This is a genomic window from Burkholderia sp. RF2-non_BP3, assembly GCF_001522185.1.
Taxonomy (GTDB): domain Bacteria; phylum Pseudomonadota; class Gammaproteobacteria; order Burkholderiales; family Burkholderiaceae; genus Burkholderia; species Burkholderia diffusa.
This window is the reverse complement of the sequence record NZ_LOSU01000028.1, coordinates 259472-281171: the sequence shown is the minus strand read 5'-3', so window position 1 is coordinate 281171 and position 21700 is coordinate 259472. Positions and strand designations below refer to the sequence as shown.

The following is a 21700-nucleotide window of genomic DNA, read 5'->3' as shown; positions in this document are numbered from 1 at the left end:
CACGACGGACGATCAGCGTTTAATGATCGTTTTCGTGGTAATGGTTTTCGTGATGACGATGGCGCGCGTACCCGCACGGGCAGTGTTGCCGTGGAGTTTCAGGACCGGGGAGATCAGGGAAATCAGCGCCATCGTTCGAGTCTACACAAAGCCGGTTGGCCGCACAACGGCCAACCACGCGCGAACGGGCCGATTTCGCGGCCCGTTCGCGCCCTTTCTACAATTCACTGCTGCTGCGTTGCCGTGCGCGTTACAGCGCGGCGACCACCGCGTCGCCCATCGCCGCCGTGCCGACCTGCTTGCAGCCCGGCGTCGCGATGTCGCCCGTGCGATAGCCTTGTTCGAGCACCGTTTTCACCGCGCGCTCGATGCGATCGGCCTGCTCCGCGCGATTCAGCGAGTAGCGCAGCAGCATCGCGGCCGACAGGATCGTCGCCAGCGGGTTCGCGATGCCCTTGCCCGCGATGTCCGGCGCCGAACCGTGCGACGGCTCGTACAGGCCCTTGTTGTTCTTGTCGAGCGACGCCGACGGCAGCATGCCGATCGAGCCCGTCAGCATCGACGCTTCATCCGACAGGATGTCGCCGAACATGTTGCCGGTCACGATCACGTCGAACTGCTTCGGCGCCTTCGCGAGCTGCATCGCCGCGTTGTCGACGTACATGTGCGACAACTCGACGTCCGCGTATTCCTTCGACACGTCGATCATGATGTCGCGCCAGAATTGCGACGTTTCGAGCACGTTCGACTTGTCGACCGACAGCAGCTTCTTCGCACGCTTGCGCGCGGCCTGGAACGCGACGTGCGCGATGCGGCGCACTTCCGGTTCCGAGTAGCGCATCGTGTCGAAACCTTCGCGCTCGCCGGCGAACGGGCCGTCGGGAGCGGCGCGCACGCCGCGCGGCTGGCCGAAGTAGATGTCGCCGTTCAGCTCGCGCACGATCAGGATGTCGAGGCCCGCGACCAACTCCGGCTTCAGCGGCGACGCGTCGACGAGTTGCGGATAGCAGATCGCCGGGCGGAAGTTCGCGAACAATTCGAGATGCTTGCGCAGCCCGAGGATCGCCTGCTCGGGGCGCAGCGCGCGCTCGAGCGAGTCGTACTTCCAGTCGCCGACCGCGCCGAACAGGATCGCGTCGGCTTCCTTCGCGAGTTTCAGCGTCGCGTCCGGCAGCGGATGACCGCTCGCCTCGTAGCCCGCGCCGCCGACCGGCGCCTGTTCGAGTTCGAACTTCTCGTCGAGGGCGTTCAGCACCTTGACCGCTTCGTTGACGATTTCCGGACCGATGCCGTCGCCGGGCAGCACTGCAATCTTCATGCGTTATTCCTGACTGGGTAGGTATGAGTGGCAGGTCGGCGAGCGCGCGTCATGCGCGCCCGCCCGGAGGCAATCTCAGCCGACCAGCTTGTTGTTGAGCCACGGCTGCTTCGCGAGCCGCTCGGCTTCGAACTGGCGGATCTTGTCCGCGTGACGCAGCGTCAGGCCGATGTCGTCGAAACCGTTCAGCAGGCAGTACTTGCGGAACGCGGTGATGTCGAACGCATACTCGCGGCCGTCGCCCGTGCGCACGACCTGCGCGTCGAGGTCGATCGTCAGCTGATAGCCGTTGAACGCGTACGTGTCGTTGAACAGGTGATCGACCTGCTGCTCGGTCAGCACGATCGGCAGCAGCCCGTTCTTGTAGCAGTTGTTGAAGAAGATGTCGGCGAAGCTCGGCGCGATGATCGCGCGGAAGCCGTACTGCTGCAGCGCCCACGGCGCATGCTCGCGCGAGCTGCCGCAGCCGAAGTTCTTGCGTGCGAGCAGCACCGATGCGCCCTGGTAGCGCGGCTGGTTCAGCACGAAGTCCGGGTTCAGCGGGCGCTTCGAGTTGTCCTGGCCCGGCTCGCCGTGATCGAGGTAACGCCATTCGTCGAACGCGTTCGGACCGAAGCCCGTGCGCTTGATCGACTTCAGGAACTGCTTCGGGATGATCGCGTCGGTGTCGACGTTCTCGCGATCGAGCGGCGCCACGACGCCGGTATGCACATTGAATTTTTCCATGATCCGTCTATCCGGTTGAAGGGCCGGCATTCAGCCGGCGCACATCGACAAATTCTCGGCGGATGTCACTCCGCGGCGCGCTGCAGCGCGTTGCCGGCGGCATTGACGTCCTGGCCGAAGCCTCGGACGGTATTGCAGCCCGCAAGGCCGAAGCCCAGCCCCGCGAGCGCCAGCGCGGCAACCAGCCGCGCGATGAGCTTCGATGCCGTCACGCGTTACCCCAGCTTGCGAATGTCGACGAAATGGCCTTCGATCGCCGCCGCCGCCGCCATCGCGGGGCTCACCAGGTGCGTGCGACCGCCCGCGCCCTGCCGGCCTTCGAAGTTGCGGTTCGACGTCGATGCGCAGCGCTCGCCCGGATCGAGCCGGTCGGCGTTCATCGCGAGGCACATCGAGCAGCCCGGCTCGCGCCATTCGAAGCCCGCGTCCGTGAACACCTTGTCGAGGCCTTCGCGCTCGGCCTGCGCCTTCACGAGGCCCGAGCCCGGCACGACCATGGCCAGGCGCACGTTCGATGCGATGCGGCGATTCAGCTTCTTCACGACGTACGCGGCCGCGCGGATGTCCTCGATGCGCGCGTTCGTGCACGAACCGATGAAGATCTTGTCGACCTTGATCGACTCGATCGGCGTGTTCGGCTCGAGCGCCATGTAGGCCAGCGCGCGTTCCATCGCGTCGCGCTTGACCGGATCCTTCTCGCGCTCGGGATCGGGCACGCGACCGTCGATCGACGTGACCATTTCCGGCGACGTGCCCCACGTGACCTGCGGGACGATCTCGGCCGCGTTCAGCTCGACGACGCGGTCGAACTGCGCGCCTTCGTCGGACTTGAATTCGCGCCAGTATTCGACGACCTGGTCCCATTCCGCGCCGGTCGGCACGAACGGACGGCCCTTCAGATAATCGATCGTCGTGTCGTCGACGGCGACCATGCCCGCGCGCGCGCCGGCTTCGATCGCCATGTTGCAGACGGTCATCCGGCCTTCCATCGTCAGCGCGCGGATCGTCGAGCCGCCGAATTCGATCGCGTAGCCCGTGCCGCCTGCCGTGCCGATCTTGCCGATGATCGCGAGCACGATGTCCTTCGCGGTACAGCCGCGCGGCAGGGCACCCTCGACCTTCACGAGCATGTTCTTGCTCTTTTTCTGCAGCAAGGTTTGCGTCGCGAGCACGTGCTCGACTTCCGACGTGCCGATGCCGTGCGCGAGCGCGCCGAACGCGCCGTGCGTCGACGTATGCGAATCGCCGCAGACGATCGTCATGCCCGGCAGCGTCGCGCCCTGCTCCGGCCCGATGATGTGCACGATGCCCTGGCGCACGTCGTTCATCTTGAACTGCGTGATGCCGAACGCGTCGCAGTTCGCGTCGAGCGTGTCGACCTGCAGCTTCGAGACCGGATCGGCGATGCCGTGGCTGCGATCCGTGGTCGGGACGTTGTGGTCCGACACGGCCAGGTTCGCGCTGATGCGCCACACCGGGCGGTGCGCGACGTTCAGCCCTTCGAACGCCTGCGGGCTCGTGACTTCGTGCAGCAGCTGACGGTCGATGTAGAGCAATGCCGTGCCGTCGTCCTCGGTGTGGACGACGTGGGTATTCCACAGTTTGTCGTAGAGAGTCTGTGCCATGGGTATGCGGGGTCGTTGTGACTACAAGCCTTGCGGATGCGGTCGATTATGCCACGCAGAACGCGCCACGGCGCAGGCCCGGCGCGAAAAAACCCATTAAAAACAGTGGTTTGGCTGGTAGTGCCAATACCTGTATCGGCATTACCAGCCAAACGGCAGCATCGGACACCGCGACGCCCCGCGCTCGCGACGTTCGCCTCGAGGCGGATTCCGGCATACGATGGGACGACGGACGTCTGCCTGTCCCCACGGTCCGGAACCGGAGCCCACGACGATGAAGCTCGGCATCAACGAATCGCTCGCCCGCCTCGACGATGAAGGCACGCCGTTCACGACGCTGTTTCGCCACGGCACGCTCGACGTCGAGCTGTACCGGCCGCGCGGCGAGGACCTGCAGACGCCGCATACGCGCGACGAGGTCTACGTGATCGCCACCGGCACGTCCCGTTTCGTCGTCGACGGACGCGAATGCGGCCTCGCGACGGGCGACGTGGTGTTCGTCCCCGCATTCGCGTCTCACCGTTTCGTCGGCTTCTCCGACGACTTCTCGACCTGGGTGTTCTTCTACGGCCCCGAAGGCGGCGAGCGCGACGCGCGCGATGCATGACGCGCGCCAAGCACCGCGTGTCCCGCACGATCTCCTAGACTGTCTATTCGCAACGGGCGGCGCGGCCGCCCTCCCCGCCATCGCGATGCGCGCATCGCCCGGCGCATCGACCGGACAGGAGCACGGCATGCGTTACGAACTCTATTACTGGCCCGAGATCCAGGGCCGCGGCGAATACGTGCGGCTCGCGCTCGAGGCGGCCGAGGCCGACTATGTCGACGTCGCGCGCGAATCGGGGCGCGGCATGGGCGTATCGGCAATGATGCGGCTGATGGACAGCACGAAAACCGAATGCGTGCCGTTCGCACCGCCGTTCCTGAAGGCCGGCGACGTGCTCGTCGGACAGACCGCGAACATCCTGCTGTTTCTCGGCGCGCGGCTCGGTCTCGCGCCCGCCGACGAAGCCGGACGGCTTTGGGTGCATCAGCTCCAGCTGACCGTCGCCGATTTCGTCACCGAGATCCACGACACGCATCACCCGATCGGCAGCGGCCTGTACTACGAGGACCAGAAGGCCGAGGCCGCCGAGCGCGCGGCCGATTTCCTCGCGCACCGCCTGCCGAAGTTCCTCGGCTACTTCGATCGCGTGCTGGAGCAGAATCCGCACAAAGGCGGCTATATCGCCGGCGGCGCGCTCAGTTATGCGGACCTGTCGATGTTTCAGCTGATCGAAGGGCTGCGCTACGCGTTCCCGAAGGCGATGAAGCGCGCGGAGCGCAAGGTCGCGGGGCTCGTCGGCCTGCACGACCGCGTTGCACGGCATCCGCCCGTCGCGCGCTATCTGGAGTCGGCGCGCCGCATCCCGTTCAACGACATGGGGATCTTCCGGCACTATCCGGAGCTGGACAAGTAGCGCCGCACGCCGCGTCAGTCGCCGTAGCGATAGCGGCTGCGCATCGCGTCGAGCGGATTGCCGTCGGCGAGCGTCCCGCCGAGACTGCGGATCACCGCGCTCGCTGCGTTGATCGCGGTCTGCACCGCGCCCTCGATCCAGCCGCCCGTGAACGAGCAGCAGCAGCCGGCCAGATAGATGCCACGATCCGACGACGGATCGGCGGCCGTCTGGAACTGATAGAACAGCGCCTGCGAGTGAATGTCCTCGCCCGGATAGTTCAGCTTGAATGCCCCGAGCGCGTAGCGGTCCGACAACCAGTCGTGGCTCGTGACGTTGCGCGCGTAATCGTCGTCGAGCGGACGCAAGTGCGCGGCGAACGCCGGCGACACGATGCCGATCTCGGCCACGAGACGCTTGAACCGCTCGACCTTGTCGGTGAGCGACAGGATCTTGTGCGAATCGTCCTCCCACGTGTAGCTGATCAGCACGACGCCGTGTGCGTCGGGATCGTCGGGCGCGTAGTCGAGGCAGTAGATGCCGCGCGCCAGCGTGTCCGTCTGGATGTTGTGCGGCAGCCCGTGCTTGAGCCAGAACTTGTCGCGGGTCAGCACGAACAGCTTCGACGAGCTGACCATGTGCGTCTCGTTGATCGCGCGAACGACGTTCGGCGCGAACAGGTTCGCGATGCCGGTGATGCCCATGCCGACCTGCATCGCGCGCGTCGTGGTCGCGACGATCACGCGGTCGAATATCTGCGTCGACCCGTCGTCGAGCGTGAGCGCAAAGGTCTCGTCCGGCTGCTTCGCCACATGCCGCACGGCCGCGTGGACGATGCAATCGCGCACCCGCGCACCGTCCCCGCCATCGTCGAGCAGCCCCTGCGCGAGCGCGAAGATGCCGGCCGGGATCAACCGCTGGTCGACTTCGAGCTCGTTGACCACGATCCGCAGGATTTCGAGGAACGAGGCGCGATAGACCGGCTGGAAGCCGCCCGAGCCGATGCCGAGCGTGCCGAACAGGCGCAGGTCCTCGCCCTTGCGCCAGCGCGCGCCGCCCGGCGGCGTCGCGCCCGTGAAGATCTTGACGATCGCCGAGTAGAACGACTCGTCGCCGAAGCGGTCGATGTACTGCTGCCAGCCATGCCGCGCATCGTCGTAGCGGTGCGCGCGCAGCAGCGCCGTCAGTTCGGCCGGGGCGGGCAGCTGCGTGCCGTCGTCGAGCCGCACGCCGTCGCGAATGAACGCGCGCCAGCCGCGGTCGACGCGGTCGAACAGCGCGGGAGGCGCATCGCCCGCGGGCCAGCGGTACGCATGGCCCTGGTAGTGGATCTCGGTGTCGACGATGCCCGGATCGGGAAACGCGGATGCGCTGTCGACGCCGAACCGCTCGAGATAGTGGTAAAACGCGGCCTGCGACGGCGGGAAACGCATCGCGCCCATTTCGGCGAGCAGGTGCGGATGGTCCGGATTGATCGACTGCGACAGCAGGCGCCCGCCCACGCGCGCGCGGTTCGCCTCGAACACGACGACCTGCCGTGCCCCCGCGCGCAGCAGCTCGCAGGCGGCGACCAGACCGCCGACGCCCGCGCCGACGATCGCGATCCGCGCATCGCGTGCGCGCTGCGCCGGCAGCGTGCCGAGATGCCCGCCGGTGCGGGACAGGAAGGCGCCGTAGTCGTACAGCGTGTCGATGTACGGCAACGTGCGCGGCAGGAATTCAGGAGCGTTCATGTGGTCGGGAACGAAAAGGGACGTGCTGGCCGCACGCGATCAGACAGGCAGATGGATGCTGCCGAGCGGCGCGTCGGCGTTGACGAGATCGACACGCTTCACGCGGATGCGCAACGTGTCGTCGCATACCGCGAGTTCATGCGTGTACCAGCCGGCGAACAGCGTCTGCTCGTCGCGTCGCGTTTCGACGTAATGAAACGGCGTGCGCAGCACATAGGCGCCGCGTTCGTGGTCGGCCCGATCGACGTGCGGCTGCTGGAGCAGATGATGACCGCGACTCGCCGGCTGCTGCGAGAACGTCCGGCGCCCGGCCAGCCGCTCGATGCGGATGCGCAGCAGGAGCCGGTCCTCGTCCATCAGCGCGCCGTGCAGCCCGGTGTCGGGCTGGTCCGGCGACAGCGGCATCCAGTAGCGCGCGTCGTCCGCATAGAGCGCGAGCCATTCCTCGTAGCGCCGCTCGTCGAGCAGGCGCGCCTCGCGATAGACGAACGCGACGAGCTCATCGTGCGGAAATACGCGCATCGGCGGCCTCCTGCGTCGATACCGGCGCGATGTACTGGAGCCATGCGCGGAACTGGTTGCGGATCTGCTGTTCGCTGGTGCCGTTCGTCTCCGACGTCGACTGCGCGAACTCCTCGGGCTCGAACAGCCGCCCGACATGCACCCAGTCGCGCGCCTGCGTGGCGAGGCCGCGCTGCGCGCGTTCGTACATTTCGAGATCGTCGTGCGCGACGATCGACGTCGGCGCGTTGATGAGGCGGTTGTAGGCGAGCGTGCGCTCGAACAGCGAATCGGGCGCGCCGACGAGACGAAACGACCACGACTCCACCAGCGTGCGGTCGACCGCCAGCGGCTTGAACACGCGCAGGATCTGGATCGGCCCTTTCACCATCGCATTCGGAAACAGCACCGTGTTGTGACGCACCTCGCCGAGAATCCGCGCGGCGCGCGCTTCGCCGTAGGCCGCGGTCATCTTCTCGTGATAGCCGGGAATCGGCGTGTAGCGCGCGTGAATCGAATCGGCGGTGCCGGTGTGACCATGTCCGTTGGGCCACACGCGCAACCCCATCTGCTCGAAGAACGCGTGCGGCTGGATGAACGGCTCCAGCAGCTCGACCGCCATCGGCTTCGCCTGCTGCGTGCCGTCGCGCTCCCATACGCGCACGGCCGTGCCGGCCGACGACTCGTGCGCGACCATCGGATGGCAGGTGTCGGTCTGATTCTCGACCAGCATCTTCCAGTTGCAGCCGTGCACGTAGCGGAACACGCCGCCCGCGACTTCCACGCGCCCTTCGGGCGAACGATCGACGAGGTTGTCGAGCGACGACAGCGCATCGCCGAAGTACGCATGGAAATCGACACCGGACTGACTCAGGCGGCAGAACACGAAACCGCGATGCTCATGGGTCGCGCCGACCGCCTGCATGCCCTTGCTCGCCTCGCACGTCTCGAAGCCCGTGTTTTCGTAGCCGCGCCGCAGCGGAATCGCGTAGAGGCTGCCGTCGGTCCGGTACGACCAGGCGTGGTACGGGCAGCGGAAGAATGTGCCCGTGTTGCCGGCGGCATCCGTCACCAGCTGCGTGCCCTTGTGCGAACAACGGTTGTGCAGCACCCGCACCGAACCGTCGACGTGGCGCACCATCACGACCGGCTCGGCGCCGATCGTCGTCGTCACGTAGTCGCCCGTGGCCGGAATCTGGCTGACATGGCCGACATAGACCCACGTGTTCCAGAACAGATGGCGCATCTCCAGCTCGAAGATGCGCGGCGACAGATAGAGGTCCTTGTGCACCTCGGTATCGCGCACGAGCGAAGCCACCGCATCGGTGAACGACGGCGCCGTCATGCGCGCCCCCGACTGCGGACGCGATGCGGCCGCGCGTCCTCGCGACGCGCGATGTCGATTGCTTTTATTGTCATCTCTCAGGTTTCTGGTTGGTATGCCGCTCGGAGGAGCATGTGCCTGCCGCCGCTCGGCGGCGTCAGGCGTTGCGGGTAACGGTCAGCCCGTCACCGGCGTCTCGTGCAGCCGCAGCCAGCCGATGCGGCCATCGGCGTCGCGCTCGAACACGACGGTCGAACGGCGCACCGTTCGCCGCCCTGCCGCGTCGGTCTGCGTCTCGCGATAGGCGATCGTCGAGCCGCCCTGCCACGTGCTCACTTCGTGCAGTTCGTCGATCGCGATCCGCAGGCCGGGCCGCGCGCCGAAGCCGCGCGAGAACAGGATGTCGATATCCGCGTAGTCGAGCGCATGCCCGTGCAGCGAGATCATCGAGAAGTCCCGCGAAAAGCGCGCGAGCAGCGGCGCGAGCCCGTCGCGCGCCGCGCTGCCGGACAACCATTGCTCGATGTCGACGTGTGCGTCGACCACTTCCTGGAAAAACGGGTTTGACGAATTCATCTCGAAACTCACGAACGTTGAGAAGCCGCCCGCCCGGCGGGCGCACGGTGCGCGACGAGGCGCGCGACGAACGGCAGCGGCAGCAGCGTCGCCAGCGCCGCCAGGCCGAAACATTGCTGGTACGGCAGCCGCCCGTCGTCCCCGTGCATCGACAGCAGGAAATTCAACGCGCTGCCCAGGACCGCGACGCCGAGACAGAAGCTCAGTTGCCGGTTGATGTTCCACAGCGCGCTCGCGTCGCCCATTCGCGTGGCGGGGACATCGAGAAACGCCGCGCTTTGCGACGTGCTCGTGCACATGCTGGCGCCGAGCCCCATCGCGACGAACGCGAGCACGCGCCCGGCCTCGAAACCGGCAAGCGGGGTCGCGAGTAACACGATCCCGAACGCGTCGATCGCGATCCCGCACATGAACAGCGGCTTCGGCCCCCACTTCGGGAAACAGCGGCGCGTCGTCGCGATCGCGGCGAACGACGCGATCGCCCACGGCACCATCAGCGCGCCCGTATGCGTCGCGCTGAGCCCGAGCGCGTTCTGCAGATACAGCGCGGCGACGAGGTTCACGCCGGTAAACACGCCCGGCACGCACAGGTAGACGATCAGCCCGATCCGCAGCAGCGGCTGCGCAACCAGGCGCAGGTCGAGCAGCGGCGCGGCAGCTCTGCGCGCGTGCGCGACATACGCACCACCGGCGACGAGCGCGATCGCGAGCGGAACGAACGCGTCGCGGCCCGCGCCCGGCTGTCCCGCGAACGTCAGGCCGAGCAGCAGCGCAACGAGCGCCGCGGCGCTCAGCCCGAGGCCGCGCACGTCGAGCGCCGGCGGGCTGCCGTCCGGTTCGTCGGCCGGCAGCCACGCGAACGCGAGCACGCTCGTGACCGCGGCGAGCGGCAGCATTCCGAAGAAGATCGCCCGCCACGACGCGCGATCCACAACCACGCCGCCCAGCGCCGGCGACAGCGCCGGCACGAGCAGCGCGACCATCATCACGATCGACGTCAAATGCGCCCGCGCATCGGGCGGATACGCGCGATAGGCCATCGTCTGCCCGACCGGGATCAGCAATCCGCCGCCGAGCCCCTGGATCAGCCGCCATGCCAGCAGTGCGCCGATCGACGCCGACAGGCCGACGCCGAGGCTGCCGAGCGCGAACAGCAGCAGCGACGCGATCAGCAGCCGGCGCTCGCCGAAGCGGCGCGCGAGCCACGTACCGAGCGGGATCACGACCGTCAGCCCGAGCACGTACGCGTTGCCGATCCACGCCAGCTGCGCGACCGACGCGTGCAGCTCGCGCTGGATCGTCGGATAGGCGGCGTTGATGACGAACATGTTGGCGAGGTCGATCGCGAACCCGAGCAGGTAGACGGCGGCGATTTTCGAGCGATCGGTCATGGCGGCGGAAGACGAACGAAACGCCGCAGTGTAAGGTTCGCCGCGCACGTCGATAAGCCCGGCCGGACGGCAGGACTGGTCGAAAAATTTTGACAATCAGGGCACCATGTCGGTTTTCCGTCTCGGATCCGACACGCCATGGTGAGTCTCGATCGTTTCGCCGTCTTCCGCGCCGTCGTGGAAGCAGGGTCGTTTACGGCCGCCGCCGCCCAGCTGAACCAGGCCCGGGCCGCGGTGAGCTTCAACATCAAGCAGCTGGAAGCCGAGCTCGGCGTCACCCTGCTCACGCGCACCACGCGGCGCGTCGAGCTGACCGACGCGGGCGAGCGCTTCCATGCGCGCTGCCTGCGCGTGCTGGAGGAAGCCGAAAGCGCGATCGAGGACGCGCGCAGCGAGCATGGCGGGATGCACGGCGTGCTGCGCGTGACGTCGACCGTCGAGTACGGGACGATGGTCGTCGCCCCCGCGCTGCACACGTTCATGCAGCGGCATCCCGCGCTGCGCGTGCGGCTCGAAACGCACGCGTCGCAGGTCGATCTGGTGCGCGAGCGCGTCGACGTGGCGATCCGGCTCGGCCGCCTCGAACAGTTCCAGGATCTGCCGTACCGCGGCGCGTGCCTCGCGACGTACGAAGTGCGGCCCGTGATCGCGCCGTCACTGCTCGCCGCGGCCGGCCTGTCGCACATCGATTCGCCGGACACGCTCGCCCGGCTGCCGCAGCTCGGCCATACGCGGCTCGAGCGCATCGCCACGTGGCCGCTCGCCGATCGCGACGGCAACCCGCACGCGTTCCGGCCCGGTGCCAAGCCGCGCGTCGTGGTCGACAACGCGTCGGTCCTGCGCGTGCTCGCGCGGCAAGGCAGCGGTGTCGCGCTGCTGCCCGAATGGCTCGTGCGCGACGATCTCGCGAGCGGCGCGCTGGTCGATGCGCTCCCCGGCTACCGGTTTCCGCCGCAGGCCGTCTATGCGCTGTACCCGTCGACCCCGCACGTGCCGCAGAAAGTACGTGCATGGGTCGACTTCATGAAGGCATATCTCGCCTGAACCCGGCGTGAACGTGACAGGCGCGCGGCGACTCACGCGCGCGCCGCAACGTCCCGCAGCAGCGCGTCGATCCGCCGGGCGATCGCGAGCAGACGGCGATCGCCGCCCCATGGCCCTTCCAGCATCAGCCCGACCGGCAGCGCCGTTTGCGGGGAGCGTCCGGCCGGGATCGAGACGGACGGCACGCCGGCGAGCGTCGCCGGCGAAGTCTGGCGCGCGACGCGTGCGAACAGCGCGGCATCCTGCGCGGCGGTCATCGCGGCCGTGTCGTCGAGCGGCGGCGGCTCGCCCGGCACCGTGGGCATCGCGATGCAGTCGACCGGCGTACCGAACGCGTCGTCGTACCAGCGCACGAGACGCCGACGGCACGCGATCGCGTCCGCATACGCCTGCGCATCGACCGGCGTAGACACGAACGACCGGAAGATCGCGCGCACGTCGTCGCTCGCGATCCGCTCGACGAACGTGTCGAACGGGATGCCGAGCCGTTCCGCCGCGAAGCGGCGCCAGTATTGGTTCGCCTCGTATCCCACGAGCGGAAAGCCGCATGCTTCGCTGGCCTCGTGCAGCGGCATCGCCGGCAACGGCACGAGCGTCGCGCCGGCCGCCGCGAACGACGCGAGCGCACGCTCGATGCAGGTCGCGACGCCCGGATCGAGCGCGTCGAAGTACGGTGCGCCCGGCACGCCGATGCGCAACCGCGGCCATTCGGGCGCGGTCGCGATGCTGTCGTCGCGCGTCAGCACCGCGTCGAGCAGCAGCAGATCGTCGATGCCATGTCCGATCGGCCCCACCGTGTCGCGCGTGGGCGACAGCGACAGCACGCCGTGCGCCGAATAACGCTGCGCGGACGGCCGCAATCCGTAGACACCGCAGAATGCGGCCGGAATCCGCACCGAGCCGCCTGTGTCGGTACCGAGACCGAACGGGATACCGGCCGCGACGGCCGCCGCCGTGCCGCCGCTCGACCCGCCGGCGATACGTCGCGGATCCTGCGGATTGCCGACCGCGCCGAAGTGCCGGTTGCCGCTCGTGATGCCGAACGCAAGCTCGTGCATGTTCGCCTTGCCGAGCGGCACCGCGCCGGCGTCAAGCAGGCGCCGCACGGTCAGCGCGTCCGAGGCCGCCCGATAGCCGCTCACCGCCGGGCTCGCGCCGAGCGTCGGCATTCCGGCGGTATCGAGGTTGTCCTTGATCACGAACGGCACGCCGGCAAGCGGTAACGCGTCGCCCTGGGCGACGCGCGCATCGACGTGCTCGGCCGTGCGACGCGCGAGTTCGCCATCGACGTGCACCATCGCATTGAGCGGCGCGATCGACGCGAGGCGCGCAAGCGCGTCGTCGGCCAGATCGACAGCGCGGCGTTCGGCCGTGCGCACGGCATCGGCAAGCTCGCGCACGCTGGCGGCGGAAACGAATGAAGAGGAAGAAACGCGGTTCGGCTGTATTGTCATGTTGTGTGCTGGACGCGGAATCGATCGGGAAACGCGCGACGTGCCGGAGGCCCTGTCCGGCACGCTACGCGAAGGCGATGGTATCCCGGCCCGCGGCCGCATGCACGCTACACGCCGCGCGACGACCGCTCGCGCGTTTCCCCTGCGTCGCCGACCGGGCGCGTCAGCCACGGCCCGATCTCCATCTCCTCGTACCGCACGAGCCGGCTCTTGCGCGCGCGGCGATACGCCCACCAGATCGCGACGAACAGCGGAATCCACACATAGATCGACAGCACTTCCATCCAGTCGATGCGAGCGGCGAAGAACGCCTGGTAATCCTGCCCGAGCGAGATCGCGATGCAGACCGCGATCGCGAACAACGGCCCGAACGGGAACCACTTCGCGCGATACGGCAGCTGATCGAGCCGGTAGCCCTGCTTCAGAAAGCCCTTGCGGAACCGGTAGTGGCAGACCGCGATGCCGAGCCACGCGATGAAACCGGTGATGCCGACCGTATTGAGCAACCACAGATAGATGCGCTGGTTGTTGGTCAGCGACGTGAGGAAGCACAGCCCGCCCACTGCCATCGTCGCGTAAAGCGCGTTGCGCGGCACGCCGCCCGGCGACAGCGTCGCGAACATCGCGGGCGCACGGCCCTCCGCCGCGAGGTTGTACAACATCCGCGTCGCCGCATACGTGCCGGAGTTGCCGGCCGACAGCACGGCCGTCAGGATCACGAGGTTCATCGCGCCCGCGGCGAGCGGAAAGCCCGCATGGCTGAACACGAGCGTGAACGGGCTCACGCCGATGTCGGTCACGTCGCTCTTGAGCAGGTTCGGGTCGGTGTACGGCACCAGCAGGCCGATCACGAAGATCGCGAGCACGTAGAACAGCATGATCCGCCAGAAGATCTGCTTCACCGCGCGCGGGATCGTCTTGCGCGGGTTTTCCGATTCGCCGGCCGTGATCCCGACCAGCTCGGTGCCGAGAAACGAGAAGCCCGCGATCAGCGCGACGCTCATCATCGCGTGCACGCCGCCGACGAACGGCGCATCGCCGGTCCTGAAGTTGCGCCAGCCGACCGGATGCCCGTTGCCGAGCAGGCCTGCCGCGATCAGCAACCCCGCCGCGATGAACGCGATCACGGTGACGACCTTGATCAGCGAGAACCAGTATTCGGATTCCCCAAAGCCGCGCACCGACAGCGTGTTCAGCAGGAAGATCAGCACCAGGAAGCCCGCGCCCCACCACACGCCCGGCACGGCTGGAAACCAGTAGCGCATCACGATCTGCCCGGCGACGAGTTCGATCGCGATCGTCACCGCCCAGCTGTACCAGTAGGTCCAGCCGAGCGCGACGCCGAAGCCTTCGTCGACGTACTTCTCGCCGTAGATCGCGAACGAGCCCGACACCGGCATCAGCGCGGCCATCTCGCCGAGCCCGGTGACGACGAAGTAGACCATCAGCCCGATCGCGACATACGCGGCGATCGCGCCGCCCGGCCCCGCCTGCGCGACCGATGCGCCCGACGCGACGAACAGCCCCGTGCCGATCGAGCCGCCGATCGCGATCATCGCGATGTGGCGGCTCTGCAGCCGGCGCTTCAGCGCCGTTCCGGACGGCGCGGCCGTCTCCACTGCCGCTTGCAAAGCATCCATAGTGTTCACCCTGATTGGATTCGGGCCGCTCCAATTGATTCGGAATACCAACCGATCGACCCGGTTATTCGCGTCGAAGAACGGTCCTGATCGCCGGGCCGCGCGTCCGATGCCGGCGGCCCGGACGCGCACGGCCGCGTCAGACGACGCTGCGCTTGATCGCCTGCAGCTCGGCCGTCGTCACGATCTTCTCGATCCGGAACCGCTGACTTTCCAGCCACATGTTCGCGATCCGCCGGTATTCGTCGAGATCCTCGCACGCGAGCCGCACGAGAAAATCGAACGTGCCGCTGACGAGCCAGCAGTCGAGCACCGCCGGGTTGTTCCGCATCTCGTCCTCGAACGGCGCCTGCGAACGCCCGTGGTCGGCCAGCACGATCTGCGCGATCACGACGATCGGCTTGGTCGCGCGCGGCGCCTTGATCACCGCGCGATAGCCTTCGATCACGCCGAGCGCCTCGAGCCGCTCCACGCGTGCCTGACATGGGCGCGGCGTGAGGTTCACGAGCTCCGACAGCTTCCGGTACGAAATCCGTCCGTCGGTGCGCAGGATGTCGAGGATCCGGAGGTCGATCTTGTCGAGCTGCATCTTCTTGTCGGTCATCCGCGTTCGCTCCGGTCGGGTGGTGGCTGGCGCGTGGAGCGTCTGCTCCAGTTCCGCGCGGGGGCCACATTATCCGGCCGAAGCGGCCGCGCGCCAATCGGCTAGAAGCGCAGCGACAGGCAGGTCAGGCCGCCGTCCATCTTGCGGAACTCGCTCGTGTCGATCACGTGCAGCGGCAGCCCGAGCGAGCCGATCGCGTCGTGCACGCGCGGGTAGCCGGCCGGTGTGATCAGCGTGCCGTTCACGCGCAGCGTGTTGCCTGCATATTCATCGGCGGCCGAGATGGCGATCCGGCGATAGTCGGCGAACGCCGGATGCGCGGCCAGCGCCTCGGTCACGAGCAGCGTGTCGTCGCCGAGCGCGTTGACCACCGATTTCAGATGCAGGCCGGCGCCGACCGGCACCGCGACGACCGAATAGCCGTAGCGCGACACCAGCGACTCGAACGCGGCGATGCCCTCGGCATCGGTGCGGCTCGTCAGGCCGATGTAGAAGCGCTTGCCGACGAGCATCACGTCGCCGCCGTCGAGGCGGCCCGCCTGCATCGGCAGCAGGTCGCGATGCGCACCGAGCGCCGCTTCGATATGCGCCGTCTCGCCGCGCCGCGCGGGTGCGCCGGGGCGCGTGATCACCGCGAATTCAGGCGTGACGACGGCGACGTCCTCGACGAAGTGCGAATCGGGAAACGCGTCCAGCGGCGGCAGTTCGGTCAGTTCGACACCGAGGCCGCGCAGCGCGTCGCAGTATGCGTGGAACTGCGTGAGCGTCTTGTCGTAGTCGGGCGCGCCGAGCGCGGCGGTGGTGAGACCCGCGCCGCAGGACGGCGCGGGACGGCGAACGATCGCTTGCGTGAATTGCATCGACTCCTCCATGGTCACGCTGCCCCCGTGCGGTGCACCGGGCAGCTGCGTTGTGTCCGGACCATTATCGGAAGCCAAATTGCGCAATTCGCGTCGAATTCGGGCGCGTCCGCAGCCGATCGCGTCGAATTGCGTGCGGGACGCAGCGGATTCGGCAGACGGCTGGCGTGCGCGCAGCAAACGCACCGTACGCGGGTGCCGGAGCGACCGATGCGTCCGTGCGCTGCATCCGTCATGCGGCGACAGGCGCGAACCCCATTTGCGCACGCCCCAGCGCCGTCAGATCACCCTCGCCGCCGCGTCCGTCGAAATCGACCTCGAAATGATCGGCCGGGAAATCGGGCGGGCTGTCGCCGCGCAGGAACGCGAGCCGCTGGCGCTGGAGGTACGCATCGTTCTTCGCGCAACCGGGCGCCGCCGCGATGTACATCACGTTGCTGTCGCCGCTGCCGCGATGCGCATCCTCGACCGCATGCACGACGTCGCCATGCCAGAACACCGCATCGCCCGGCTCCATGTGCGGGATCGGCACCAGCGCGTCGAGCAGCAGCGCATGCCATTCGGGCAGGATCGACAGCGCGCGCCCCGGACGCGCGCCGCACAGGTCGTCGTCGGCGACGTCGTCCTGCAGCGCACGCAGCACGACGTACGCCATCGCGTTCGCAACCGGGATCAGCTGCAGCGTGCCGTCGCCGGGCCCTTGCGGCGTCAGCGCGGTCCAGCCCTGGAACGTGCGGAACATCGAGCACACGGCCGGCGACGGAATCTCCTCGACGTCCGGGCGGAACGCGGCGTCGAACGGATCGTAATCGCGCCAGTGGCCGGCCAGCACGTGGCGGTAGACCTGCCGGAAATTCGCGCCGAGCCAGCGTTCGACCGAGCCGCCGTCGACGTGCGGCGACAGCCCGAGCGACGTCGAGCCCGGTGGCCGGCGGCGGATCCGGTCCGCGTAGGCCGGCACCTGGTCGGGATCGAAATGCGTGCGCGCGCCGTCCGCATGACGCCAAAGCCGGTTCAGGAACACGCGTGCCCGCGTGAGGGCCGGCGACTGGCGCGCCGCCACCTGCGGCTTCGACCAGTAGACACCGTAAATCTGCGGCTTGCCCGACGCGAGGTTGCCGAAGTAACGGTCCTCGGCGCGCGCATGCAGCCGCTCGGCGAAGCGGTTCGCGTCCAGATAGGCGCCGATCTCGTCGTTCCAGTCGCGCGCCTGCTGCGCGTCGAACACACCGCGGATCACCGCCGCGCCATGCGCACGGATCGCGGCGATCGCCCGCGGATCGACGGTGTCGTTCGCGATGTCCGCGAATTTCAGCACCGGAATCAGGTCGCGGCCTTGCGCGTGCGCGCGGCGGATCGCGTCGACCTGCCGCGCGATATCGCCCTCCAGCTCGCGGAACGTGGCCGCGTAACCGGGCAGATCGGCGCGCAGCGCCCGTTTCGCCGTGCGGATCGCGGCCGGCAGATCGTCAATCGTCAGGTGCATCGTCGTCTCCTCGCTGAATCGTGTGTCGTGTCGAGCATTCAGCGTACGGCCGGCGCGGTGCCGTCATCGACACTATCCGGTCAACTATCGATACAATCCCGACAACCATCCGCTACTCGGGACGATGGCAGACCACGCACAGCTTGTTGCCGTCCGGGTCGCGGAAATACGCACCGTAGTAGTCGGCGTGATAGTGCGGCCGCAGCCCCGGCGGGCCGTCGCAGGTGCCGCCGTGCTGCAGCGCGAGCGCATGACAGCGGTCGACCCGCGCGCGCGTCGGCACGTCGAACGCGATCGTATGGCCGTTGCCCGGTTCGGGCGCGCGGCCGTCGAGGGGCCGGCCGAAGAAGAACAGCGGCCGGTCGGCATCGGCCGGCATCCAGCCCGACCAGCCGTCCGGCTCGCTGAACTTCAGACGCAGCCCGAGTTCCGCGAACAGCGGCGCGTAGAAGTCGTACGCGCGCGCGGTATCGCTGACGCCCACGCAAACATGTGAAAACATGGCATCGCTCCGTCGTGACGATCGATCACGATCATGCCACGGCGCGCTGCCCCGCTCGACCGGAGGTCGCGATGAAGCCGCAATACGAGCATGTGACGTTCGCCCCCGGCTGTTCGATTCGCGTGTATCACCGTCAACTCGCGCACATTCCGTTCGAATGGCATCGACATCCCGAGTACGAACTGACGCTGACGCTGAACAGCCGAGGCCGGCGCTTCGTCGGCGATCATGTCGCCCGTTACGGGGACGACGACCTGGTGCTCGTCCCGCCCAACCTGCCGCACACGTGGTCGTCGAATGCGCGCATCGATCGTGATGCGCCGGAAGTCGCGCTCGTCGTCTGGTTCGACGGCGACTGGGCACGGCGCATGGCCGACTGCTGCCCCGAATACGCGCCGCTGCGCTCGCTGCTGCGTCGCGCGGCGCCCGGTCTCGCGTTCGACGCCGAGACGGCCCGCGCGATGCGCGCACGCTTGCCGCAGTTGCTCGACTCATCGCCGCGCGTCCGCCTCGCGGCCGCACTCGACACGCTCGCCGATCTCGCTGAAGCCGGCGGCGAACCGCTCGCCACCGCCCAGGCCTACGGCCGGCCCGACGCCGCCGCGTCATCGGCCGACTCGGCCGCGCCCGAAGCCGAACGCCTCGACCGCGTGCTCGACGCGATCGACCGGCGCTTCCACGAGCCGCTGCGCATCGACGCGCTCGCCGCCGTCGCGCACATGTCCGAACGCACGCTGCAGCGGCTGTTCGTGCGGCACCTCGGCGAAAGTGTCGGCCGCTACGTGCAGCGGCTGCGGCTCGCGCATGCGTGCCGCCACCTGGTCGGCACCGACTGGCCGATCGCGACGGTCGCCGCGCGCTGCGGCATTCCGAATGCCGCGAACTTCAACCGCCAGTTCCTCGCCGCGCGCGGGATGACGCCCGGCGCATACCGGCAGTTCTTCGCGCGGCATGGTCACGCTCCCGACGCCGGCGCGCCGCCACCGCTCGACACGCGGCCGCCGTCGCTAGAACGCCATACCGTTCGGCCGCGCAAATGAAAACACCCCGGCGGGATGACCCACCGGGGTGTCGGGGCGTTGCGATTGCCGGACGCGAGCGGCCTTGCGGCCGTTCGCGCCGCGCACGACTCAACGTGCGTTGAGCGGCTTCGCTTCGCGCGGCGTGTCGCCGATGAACAGCTGACGCGGACGGCCGATCTTCTGTTCCGGATCCGCGATCATTTCGTTCCACTGTGCGATCCAGCCGACCGTGCGTGCCATCGCGAAGATACACGTGAACATCGACGTCGGGATGCCCAGCGCGCGCTGAACGATACCCGAGTAGAAGTCGACGTTCGGGTACAGCTTGCGCGACACGAAGTATTCGTCTTCCAGCGCGATCTTCTCGAGCTGCATCGCGAGCTTGAACAGCGGGTCGTCGTGCAGGCCGAGTTCGTTCAGCACTTCGTAGCACGTTTCGCGCATCAGCTTCGCACGCGGGTCGTAGTTCTTGTACACGCGGTGACCGAAGCCCATCAGCTTCACGCCCGAATTCTTGTCCTTCACCTGCTTGATGAATTCGGGGATGTTGTCCGGCGAACCGATCTGCTCGAGCATGTTCAGCGCGGCTTCGTTCGCACCGCCGTGCGCCGGGCCCCACAGACATGCGATACCGGCTGCGATACACGCGAACGGGTTCGCGCCCGACGAGCCGGCCAGACGGACCGTCGACGTCGAAGCGTTCTGCTCGTGGTCGGCGTGCAGGATCAGGATACGGTCGAGTGCGCGGACGAGCACGTCGTTGACCTTGTACTCTTCGCACGGGTTCGAGAACATCATGTGCATGAAGTTCGCGCTGTACGACAGCGAGTTCTTCGGATACACGAACGGCTGACCGATGCTGTACTTGTATGCCATCGCGACGAGCGTCGGCAGCTTCGCGATCATGCGGATCGCCGACACTTCGCGGTGACGCGGGTCGTTGATGTCGAGCGAGTCGTGGTAGAACGCGGACAGCGCGCCGACTGCGGCGACCAGGATCGCCATCGGGTGCGCGTCGCGGCGGAAGCCACGGAAGAAGAAGTGCATCTGCTCGTGCACCATCGTGTGCTTCGTGACGGTGTCGACGAATTCCTTCTTCTGCGCCGCGTTCGGCAGTTCGCCCTTCAGCAGCAGGTAGCAGGACTCGAGGAAGTCGGCGTTCTGCGCGAGGTTGTCGATCGGATAACCGCGGTACAGGAGTTCGCCCTTGTCGCCGTCGATGTACGTAATCGCCGAATTACACGAAGCCGTCGACATGAAGCCCGGGTCGTAAGTGAACTTGCCGGTCTGGCCGTACAGCTTGCGGATGTCGATCACGTCCGGGCCCATCGTACCCTTGTAGATCGGCATTTCGACGCTCGGCGAATTGTCGCTGAACGATAGCGTGGCTTTAACATCAGACGGAGTCATGGCACATCCTCAATCGAAATAAAGAAACGGGATTCGATAACGGGCGTAACGCGTTACACGTTGCGCAGCATCTCCAACAGCCGGTGAACGTCCGGGCTGTCTAGGTCGCCCTCTGGTTCCTTGCGCGCGAGGAGCAAGTCCATCAGGTCGTTGTCGCTCAGATCGAGCAGGCGCGACAACGCGCCTACGTCTGCATCGGTGAGGTCATGCTCGTATCTGCTGAAGAAACGCTCGAATACGATGTCGTTTTCCAGCAGACCCCGCCGCGCGCGCCAGCGGAGGCGCGCGCGACGGTGCGGGTCGGATTGATGCGAATCGTCGCTCATCACTAACTTCAAACCGCGCGACGAACCATCAGTTCCTTGATCTTGCCGATCGCCTTCGTCGGGTTAAGGCCCTTCGGGCAAACGTCGACGCAGTTCATGATCGTGTGGCAACGGAACAGACGGTACGGGTCTTCCAGGTTGTCGAGACGCTCGCCGGTGGCGGTGTCGCGGCTATCGGCGATGAAGCGGTAAGCCTGCAGCAGGCCGGCCGGGCCGACGAACTTGTCCGGGTTCCACCAGAAGCTCGGGCACGACGTCGAGCAGCTCGCGCACAGAATGCACTCGTACACACCGTCGAGCTCGTCGCGTTCTTCCGGCGACTGGAGACGTTCCTTCTCCGGCGGCGGCGCGTCGTTGATCAGGTACGGCTTGATCGAGTGATACTGGTTGAAGAAGTGCGTCATGTCGACGATCAGGTCGCGCACGACGGGCAGGCCCGGCAGCGGGCGCAGCACGATCTTCTGCGGCAGGTCGTTCAGGTTCGTCAGGCACGCCAGACCGTTCTTGCCGTTGATGTTCATCGCGTCGGAACCGCACACGCCTTCACGGCACGAGCGACGGAACGACAGCGTCTCGTCCACGGCCTTCAGCTTGACCAGTGCGTCGAGCAGCATGCGCTCATGCTGGATCTCGAGCTCGTACGTCTGCATGCGCGGCGCCGCGTCCTTGTCCGGATCGTAGCGGTAGACTTCAAAAATGCGTTTTGCCATTTCGGATTC

23 protein-coding genes are annotated in these 21700 nt (G+C 67.3%); 4 read left to right on the top strand and 19 right to left on the bottom strand.

The window, feature by feature from the left end; all coding sequences use genetic code 11:
• Positions 1–12: 12 nt before the first annotated feature.
• The 5 genes from WS45_RS36080 to leuC form a co-directional block, all read right to left on the bottom strand.
• Positions 13–132, bottom strand: coding sequence for a hypothetical protein (locus WS45_RS36080; protein ID WP_039319027.1), 120 nt, complete (start codon positions 130–132; stop codon positions 13–15).
• Positions 133–250: 118 nt separating this feature from the next.
• Positions 251–1318 (bottom strand): 3-isopropylmalate dehydrogenase, encoded by a 1068-nt coding sequence (gene leuB / locus WS45_RS11765; RefSeq protein WP_059524744.1) that lies wholly within the window; start codon positions 1316–1318, stop codon positions 251–253.
• Positions 1319–1393: 75 nt separating this feature from the next.
• Complete coding sequence (leuD, locus tag WS45_RS11760; protein WP_059524742.1) at positions 1394–2044, bottom strand: 3-isopropylmalate dehydratase small subunit; 651 nt, start codon at positions 2042–2044, stop codon at positions 1394–1396.
• 65 nt (positions 2045–2109) lie between these two features.
• Entirely contained in the window at positions 2110–2256 is a 147-nt protein-coding gene (locus tag WS45_RS11755; protein WP_059450800.1) for an entericidin A/B family lipoprotein, read from the bottom strand.
• Positions 2257–2259: 3 nt separating this feature from the next.
• Positions 2260–3669 carry a 3-isopropylmalate dehydratase large subunit gene (gene leuC, locus WS45_RS11750; RefSeq protein ID WP_059699931.1) on the bottom strand — a complete coding sequence of 470 codons (1410 nt, stop codon included), beginning with the start codon at positions 3667–3669 and terminating at the stop codon, positions 2260–2262.
• A 274-nt stretch (positions 3670–3943) separates the two neighbouring features.
• Here leuC and WS45_RS11745 point away from each other — a divergent pair, with 274 nt between their 5' ends.
• Positions 3944–4276 carry a cupin domain-containing protein gene (locus WS45_RS11745; RefSeq protein WP_059699930.1) on the top strand — a complete coding sequence of 111 codons (333 nt, stop codon included), beginning with the start codon at positions 3944–3946 and terminating at the stop codon, positions 4274–4276.
• A gap of 127 nt (positions 4277–4403) precedes the next feature.
• The gene (locus tag WS45_RS11740) at positions 4404–5129 is read left to right on the top strand and encodes a glutathione S-transferase (protein ID WP_059700569.1); all 726 of its coding nucleotides are present in this window, start codon (positions 4404–4406) and stop codon (positions 5127–5129) included.
• 14 nt (positions 5130–5143) lie between these two features.
• Here WS45_RS11740 and WS45_RS11735 read toward each other — a convergent pair whose 3' ends face one another.
• The 5 genes from WS45_RS11735 to WS45_RS11715 form a co-directional block, all read right to left on the bottom strand.
• On the bottom strand, positions 5144–6841 hold the full coding sequence (locus WS45_RS11735) for a flavin monoamine oxidase family protein (RefSeq protein ID WP_059699929.1): 1698 nt from the start codon (positions 6839–6841) through the stop codon (positions 5144–5146).
• Positions 6842–6880: 39 nt separating this feature from the next.
• Entirely contained in the window at positions 6881–7363 is a 483-nt protein-coding gene (locus WS45_RS11730) for an aromatic-ring-hydroxylating dioxygenase subunit beta (protein WP_059524736.1), read from the bottom strand.
• The gene (locus WS45_RS11725; protein WP_059699927.1) at positions 7341–8687 is read right to left on the bottom strand and encodes an aromatic ring-hydroxylating dioxygenase subunit alpha; all 1347 of its coding nucleotides are present in this window, start codon (positions 8685–8687) and stop codon (positions 7341–7343) included. The genes WS45_RS11730 and WS45_RS11725 overlap by 23 nt, the downstream gene beginning before the upstream one ends.
• A 156-nt stretch (positions 8688–8843) precedes the next feature.
• Positions 8844–9242 (bottom strand): hypothetical protein, encoded by a 399-nt coding sequence (locus WS45_RS11720; protein ID WP_059699925.1) that lies wholly within the window; start codon positions 9240–9242, stop codon positions 8844–8846.
• Positions 9243–9250: 8 nt separating this feature from the next.
• Positions 9251–10633, bottom strand: coding sequence for an MFS transporter (locus WS45_RS11715; protein ID WP_059699924.1), 1383 nt, complete (start codon positions 10631–10633; stop codon positions 9251–9253).
• A 138-nt stretch (positions 10634–10771) separates the two neighbouring features.
• Here WS45_RS11715 and WS45_RS11710 point away from each other — a divergent pair, with 138 nt between their 5' ends.
• On the top strand, positions 10772–11677 hold the full coding sequence (locus tag WS45_RS11710; protein WP_059524728.1) for a LysR family transcriptional regulator: 906 nt from the start codon (positions 10772–10774) through the stop codon (positions 11675–11677).
• Between the two features lie 32 nt (positions 11678–11709).
• Here the strand turns inward: WS45_RS11710 and iaaH are convergent, their stop codons facing one another.
• From iaaH to WS45_RS11680, 6 genes are all read right to left on the bottom strand, one after another.
• Complete coding sequence (gene iaaH, locus WS45_RS11705; RefSeq protein ID WP_059699922.1) at positions 11710–13131, bottom strand: indoleacetamide hydrolase; 1422 nt, start codon at positions 13129–13131, stop codon at positions 11710–11712.
• 107 nt (positions 13132–13238) lie between these two features.
• Positions 13239–14771: an amino acid permease gene (locus tag WS45_RS11700; RefSeq protein ID WP_059699920.1), complete on the bottom strand. Its 1533-nt coding sequence runs from the start codon at positions 14769–14771 to the stop codon at positions 13239–13241.
• A 139-nt stretch (positions 14772–14910) separates the two neighbouring features.
• Complete coding sequence (locus WS45_RS11695; RefSeq protein ID WP_059524722.1) at positions 14911–15375, bottom strand: Lrp/AsnC family transcriptional regulator; 465 nt, start codon at positions 15373–15375, stop codon at positions 14911–14913.
• Between the two features lie 101 nt (positions 15376–15476).
• Positions 15477–16235 (bottom strand): dimethylarginine dimethylaminohydrolase family protein, encoded by a 759-nt coding sequence (locus WS45_RS11690; RefSeq protein WP_059525643.1) that lies wholly within the window; start codon positions 16233–16235, stop codon positions 15477–15479.
• A 232-nt stretch (positions 16236–16467) separates the two neighbouring features.
• Positions 16468–17721 (bottom strand): DUF1479 domain-containing protein, encoded by a 1254-nt coding sequence (locus tag WS45_RS11685; RefSeq protein WP_059699918.1) that lies wholly within the window; start codon positions 17719–17721, stop codon positions 16468–16470.
• Between the two features lie 112 nt (positions 17722–17833).
• Entirely contained in the window at positions 17834–18223 is a 390-nt protein-coding gene (locus WS45_RS11680; protein WP_059699916.1) for a VOC family protein, read from the bottom strand.
• Positions 18224–18294: 71 nt separating this feature from the next.
• On the opposite strand from WS45_RS11680, the gene WS45_RS11675 reads away from it, so the two are divergent.
• Positions 18295–19263, top strand: coding sequence for a helix-turn-helix domain-containing protein (locus WS45_RS11675; RefSeq protein WP_059700568.1), 969 nt, complete (start codon positions 18295–18297; stop codon positions 19261–19263).
• Positions 19264–19353: 90 nt separating this feature from the next.
• Here WS45_RS11675 and gltA read toward each other — a convergent pair whose 3' ends face one another.
• From gltA to WS45_RS11660, 3 genes are read right to left on the bottom strand one after another with little or no spacing between them, the layout of a single operon-like run.
• Positions 19354–20655 carry a citrate synthase gene (gltA, locus tag WS45_RS11670; protein ID WP_011881720.1) on the bottom strand — a complete coding sequence of 434 codons (1302 nt, stop codon included), beginning with the start codon at positions 20653–20655 and terminating at the stop codon, positions 19354–19356.
• Between the two features lie 53 nt (positions 20656–20708).
• A complete protein-coding gene (locus tag WS45_RS11665) occupies positions 20709–20981 on the bottom strand; it encodes an FAD assembly factor SdhE (RefSeq protein ID WP_059450790.1) in 273 nt (90 codons plus the stop codon).
• 8 nt (positions 20982–20989) lie between these two features.
• On the bottom strand, positions 20990–21691 hold the full coding sequence (locus WS45_RS11660; protein ID WP_011658352.1) for a succinate dehydrogenase iron-sulfur subunit: 702 nt from the start codon (positions 21689–21691) through the stop codon (positions 20990–20992).
• Positions 21692–21700: the final 9 nt, after the last annotated feature.